Here is a 4,581-nt window from a genome sequence, read left to right as displayed (position 1 = left end):
GGTCCCGGGTGCACGGGGACCGGCGGGTCCCCGGGGCGCGCCGGGTGCGCTGGGGGTCATGGCGGCTCACCCGGATCCGGGCCCCGGGCCCGGATGTCTCAGGCCGGTCGACAGCTGCTTGCCGACCCGTTTGACCAGCATCGTCATCTCGTAGGCGACCAGGCCGGCGTTCGCGCCGACCTCGCTGAGCAGCGCCAGGCAGCTGTTGGCGCCGGCCGGCACGACGAAGAACAGGCCGCGCTCCATCTCGATCATCGTCTGCCGGACCTCGCCGGAGTCCAGCTGCGGCCGGGCGCCGATGGCCAGGCTGTGGAACCCGGCGGCGAGCGCCGCGAGGTACTCCGAGTCCTCCCGCCCGACGCCCCGCGACATGCCCATCACGAGGCCGTCCCGCGACAGCACGACGACCTTGCGGATCTGCGGGACCCGGTCGACGAGGTCGTCGAGCAGCCAGTTCAGCTCGTTGGTCGTTCCCTGCCCGCTCATGCCCGCTCCCTGCCGTCCGGTGCCTCGTCCTCGTCACGTCCCCGCAGCCAGCCCGCCTGCAGTGCGGCGAACAGGTCGCGGGACGCCTCCGCCGACCGCTCCTCCCACGCGACGAGCGCGTCGTCGGGGTGGGCCGGTGCCGTGCGCGGCGTCGCCCGCGGGTCGTCCCGCAGCTGCGGCGCCAGGTTGCCGCCGCGGACCCGCCGCGGCAGCGGCGCGCGCCCGCCGCCCGCCCGCACCTCGCCGAACGAGGCGGGCGTCTCGAACGCCCGCGTCTCGGCGGGACCCGCGTCCAGGTGCGGCGTCTCCAGCCGCCACGCCTCGTGGAACGGCTGGGTCGCGTGCGGGGACGGCTGGGTCGCGTCCGGGGACGGCATGGTGCCGTCCGGCTCCGGGAACTCCACCACCGCCGGCGCCTCGACGTCGAACGGGGTCGGCGCGTTCAGCATCGCGGTCCCGTTCGACGGCGCCGACCCGGCCGCGCCCGAAGGCCAGGGACGCAGCGAGCCGTTCGACGCGCCGTTCGCCGCGCCGTTCCCGGGCGGGGGCGCGCCGGGCGCCGGAGCGGCCGCCTGGTGCGCCATCGGCGCGTCGTCCTCGTCGTCCGGCCCCTCGGCCTCCACGATCAGCCGGCGCGGGATCAGCACCACGGCGCTGACGCCGCCGTACAGCGACGGCTGCAGGGCGACCCTGATGCCGTGCCGGTGGGCGAGCCGCCCGACGACGAACAGCCCGAGCCGGTCGGTGACGGCGAGGTCGAACTCCGGCGGCTGCGACAGCCGCAGGTTCAGCGCGTCGAGCTCGGACTGGTCGAGGCCGATGCCGCGGTCGATGACGTCGACCGCGAACCCGTTGGCGCCCATCTCGCCGCGCACCAGCACCTCGGTCGGCGACGGCGAGAACACCGTGGCGTTCTCGATCAGCTCGGCGAGCAGGTGCACGATGTCGGCGACGGCCTCGCCGATCACCGCGGCCCGCCCGGACACCACCACGACCTCGACCCGGGTGTAGTCCTCGACCTCCGAGATCGCCGACCGCAGCACGTCCTCGACGTGCACGGGCCGGCTCCAGCCCCGGCCCGGCGCGGTCCCGGACAGGATGACCAGGCCCTCGGCGTGCCGGCGCATGCGGGTGGTGAGGTGGTCGAGGCGGAACAGGTCCTCCAGCGCCTTCGGGTCGGACGCGCCGCGCTCCATCTCGTCCAGCATCCGCAGCTGGCGGTGCAGCAGCGACTGGCTGCGCCACGCCACGTTCAGGAACACCCGGCTGATGCCCTGCCGCAGGTAGGACTCGCGGACGGCGGTCTCGATCGCGGTGTGCTGGACGCGGGTGAACGCGTCCCCGACCCGGGACACCTCCCGGCTCTTGCCGATGACCAGGGGCGGCGCCTCCGCCTCCACGTCCACCTCCTCGCCGCGGCGCAGCCGCGCCACCACCCGGGGCAGCCGGTTCGAGGCGAGGTCGAGGGCGGCGCGCTGCAGCCCGCGCAGCTCGCGGGAGAGGCTGCGCGCGGCCAGCAGCGACAGCACGATCGACGCGATCACCGCGAGCAGCCCGAACCCGCCCGCGATGACCAGCCGCATGATGATCCGGTTGCCGATCGGCTTGGCCATGTCGTCCAGCGCCAGGCTCGCCTGGGTGACCCGCTGGTCCCACGCCTGCCCGAGCAGCTGCGTGGTGGCCGTCCAGTCGCCCGCCTCGGCGGGCAGCCGGTCGCCGCGCGCGTTGACGATCGCCGACTCGGCCGCGCGGTACCGCTGGAAACCGGCGGACTGGGCGAGCTGCTGCAGCGGCGCCCGGATGGTCGCGTTGAGGTCGGCGAGCCCGGCCTCGAACGCCTGCCGGCCCTGCGCCGCGAACTGGACGAACGCGATGTGCTCGGCCGGGGTGAAGCGGCCGCCGCGCGCCATCGCGGAGATGACCAGCGAGTCCTCCTTCAGCATGGAGGCGCGGGCGTTGCCGAGGCTGATCAGCGCGCGGCCCTGGGTGAGGATGTTGACGTCGTCGACGGCGACGAAGCCGTTGAACACCGAGACGAGGTCGTCGAGGACGGTGCTGTAGGAGTTGATGAGGTCGAGCGTCTCGAAGCGCCCGGCGTCGACCCTGGCGCGCAGCTGCGGCAGCTTCGCCAGTTCCCGGACGGCGACGGTGAGCCGCTGCTTGGTCTCGGGCTTCGCGGCGTCCTGCGCGTCCTTGGACAGCGCCGACCTCTTGAAGGCGGCCTCCAGGCCGTCGACCCGGGCCCGCTGCTGCGCGAGCTTCTGCTTGTACTGGGGCTGCTGCGTGACCAGCGCCGCGACGCTCAGGGAACGTTCCGCTTGGAGCTGGCTCACGAGCGTGATGCCGGGCAGTCCGATCTTCTCGTAGGTGGTGGAGAAGTCGTACTTGTCGAACGCGTCGCCCAGCGTGATGTTCGCGGCGAACGCCCACAGGGCTATCAGGGAGACCAGGGGGACGAGGAGCAGCGCGGTGATGCGCATGCGGATCGGCCGCCGTTTCCGGGACCGGGCGCTCTCCTCGCCGGTGCGTCTCGTGCGTCGCGTGCTCTCCGCGGCGAAGTCGCCGTCGCCGGGATCCTCCCGGGCCGGGGCCGCGTTCGGGGCCGTCGGCCGGCCTTCGGTGTCCAATCCGATCACCCACTCGTCGGGGTCGGGCCGGCTGTCGGCCCGGTGCAGGGTTCGTCGAACTCGGGTCGGGGCGGGCGGGCTCCGGGGGCCGCGCCTCGCCGGGGACGGGACGGGGCGCTCACGGGCGCGCCTCGTCCAGTGCGGCGCGGGCGACCAGGCCGCGCAGCCGGCCGGTGATCATCTCGACCGCCTCGGCGTGGCCGCGCGCCGCCTTCTCCCGCGTGCTGTAGCGCCCGACGTCGGCGTGCATCGACAGGTCGGACACGATCGTCTGCCAGAGCAGGGGTCTCCCGTTCGCCGCGAACCCGAGGTCGATCACGGTGAACCAGGTGGAGACGACCACCACGACTCCGCCGACGCGGATGACGTCCTGGGCGAGCAGCCTCGACCGCGCGTCCAGCAGCAGCCGCTGCGCCTCGTCCGCCGTGGCGCGTATCCCATCCGCCCGGTAGTACTCCACGGACATGGCAATCCCCATCGCCGCCGGTATGGGCGTCCGTCGGCGCGCGCGCGTGGGTCCCGCCGTTCAGGTGACCGGCGGGAAGGGGCGGCGCGGCGCCGCGGACGGTGCACCGCGCCCGGGCCCGCGCGGGTGCTCGGGCCGGGACGGTGCCCGGGTCAGCGCGCGTGCCGCTCGTCGAGCGGCCAGCCGTCCAGTTCGCACCAGACCGTCTTGCCGGAGGCGGTGAGGTCGGTGCCGTGCCGGTAGGCGAGCGCGGCGACGAGGAACCAGCCGCGGCCGGTCTCCTCCATGAGGTCGACGGGCCTGGAGTGCGGCAGCGCGGCGCCGCGGTCGTGGACCTCGATCCGCAGCCGGGACCCGTCCCGCAGCAGCCGCAGGCACAGCAGCGAGCCGGTGCCGGCGGCGTGCCGGACGGCCCCCGTGACCAGTTCGGAGATCAGGACCTCCGCGTCGTCGCTGACGTGCGCGGCCCCGGCGGAGCCGAGGACGGCGCGGCCGAAGGCGCGGGCCCGCGGGACCGACGCGCGCTCGGCGGGCAGGGTCAGCTCGCCGAGCAGGACGGGGTCCGGCCCGTCCATCGTGGTGAGTCCGTGCGGGTGCGCGGGGACGGAGTGGTGGGGGGTGGCCAGGGTGCTAGGCAACTCGATGGTGCGGTGTTCGCCCGACATGTGGAACGCCTCCTTGACTAAGGCGTGGCGGCCCGTCCCGGCCCGGCCTTGACTCCCGGCCGGGGAGGTCGCTGGGGGTGAATGCCCGTGCCGCCGTCCGGGGCGCCCGGTGGGGCGTCCCGCGCCGCCCGCCCGGCGGCGCCGGGACGGGGGCGTACGCAGGCACGGTGTGCGAAGGGGCCGGAGCCGTGCGGCCGGCGGCCGTGCGGCGGGCGCCGGTCATGGCGCCTCGCCCCCTTCGGCGTGGGCGCGCGGCCGGGCGCGCCGCAGCCCGGGGGTGCTGGTGATCCACTCGTGGTGGTGCTGCTCGAAGCGGCGGCCCCGCCGGCACGTCCGG

4 protein-coding genes are annotated in these 4,581 nt (G+C 75.1%); all 4 read right to left on the bottom strand.

Translation table 11 applies throughout. From position 1 onward, the window contains the following. Window positions 1-66: 66 nt before the first annotated feature. Entirely contained in the window at window positions 67-486 is a 420-nt protein-coding gene (locus ABZ914_RS47025; protein ID WP_190854686.1) for a roadblock/LC7 domain-containing protein, read from the bottom strand. Continuing rightward, window positions 483-3,113 carry a sensor histidine kinase gene (locus ABZ914_RS47020; RefSeq protein WP_500201142.1) on the bottom strand — a complete coding sequence of 877 codons (2,631 nt, stop codon included), beginning with the start codon at window positions 3,111-3,113 and terminating at the stop codon, window positions 483-485. Before ABZ914_RS47020 ends, ABZ914_RS47025 begins: the two co-directional genes overlap by 4 nt. A gap of 118 nt (window positions 3,114-3,231) precedes the next feature. Then, window positions 3,232-3,579 (bottom strand): hypothetical protein, encoded by a 348-nt coding sequence (locus ABZ914_RS47015; RefSeq protein ID WP_190854691.1) that lies wholly within the window; start codon window positions 3,577-3,579, stop codon window positions 3,232-3,234. Between the two features lie 152 nt (window positions 3,580-3,731). Further along, window positions 3,732-4,244, bottom strand: coding sequence for an ATP-binding protein (locus ABZ914_RS47010; RefSeq protein ID WP_500201141.1), 513 nt, complete (start codon window positions 4,242-4,244; stop codon window positions 3,732-3,734). Window positions 4,245-4,581 lie beyond the last annotated feature (337 nt).

Source organism: Spirillospora sp. NPDC046719, assembly GCF_040645715.1.
GTDB lineage: Bacteria > Actinomycetota > Actinomycetes > Streptosporangiales > Streptosporangiaceae > Spirillospora.
This window is presented reverse-complemented; position numbering and strand designations above follow the sequence as displayed.

Coding starts and splice junctions, on each gene's coding strand:
- ABZ914_RS47025 (WP_190854686.1), bottom strand. CDS start 486: ATGAGCGGGCAGGGAACGACCAACGAGCTGAACTGGCTGCTCGACGAC.
- ABZ914_RS47015 (WP_190854691.1), bottom strand. CDS start 3,579: ATGTCCGTGGAGTACTACCGGGCGGATGGGATACGCGCCACGGCGGAC.
- ABZ914_RS47010 (WP_500201141.1), bottom strand. CDS start 4,244: ATGTCGGGCGAACACCGCACCATCGAGTTGCCTAGCACCCTGGCCACC.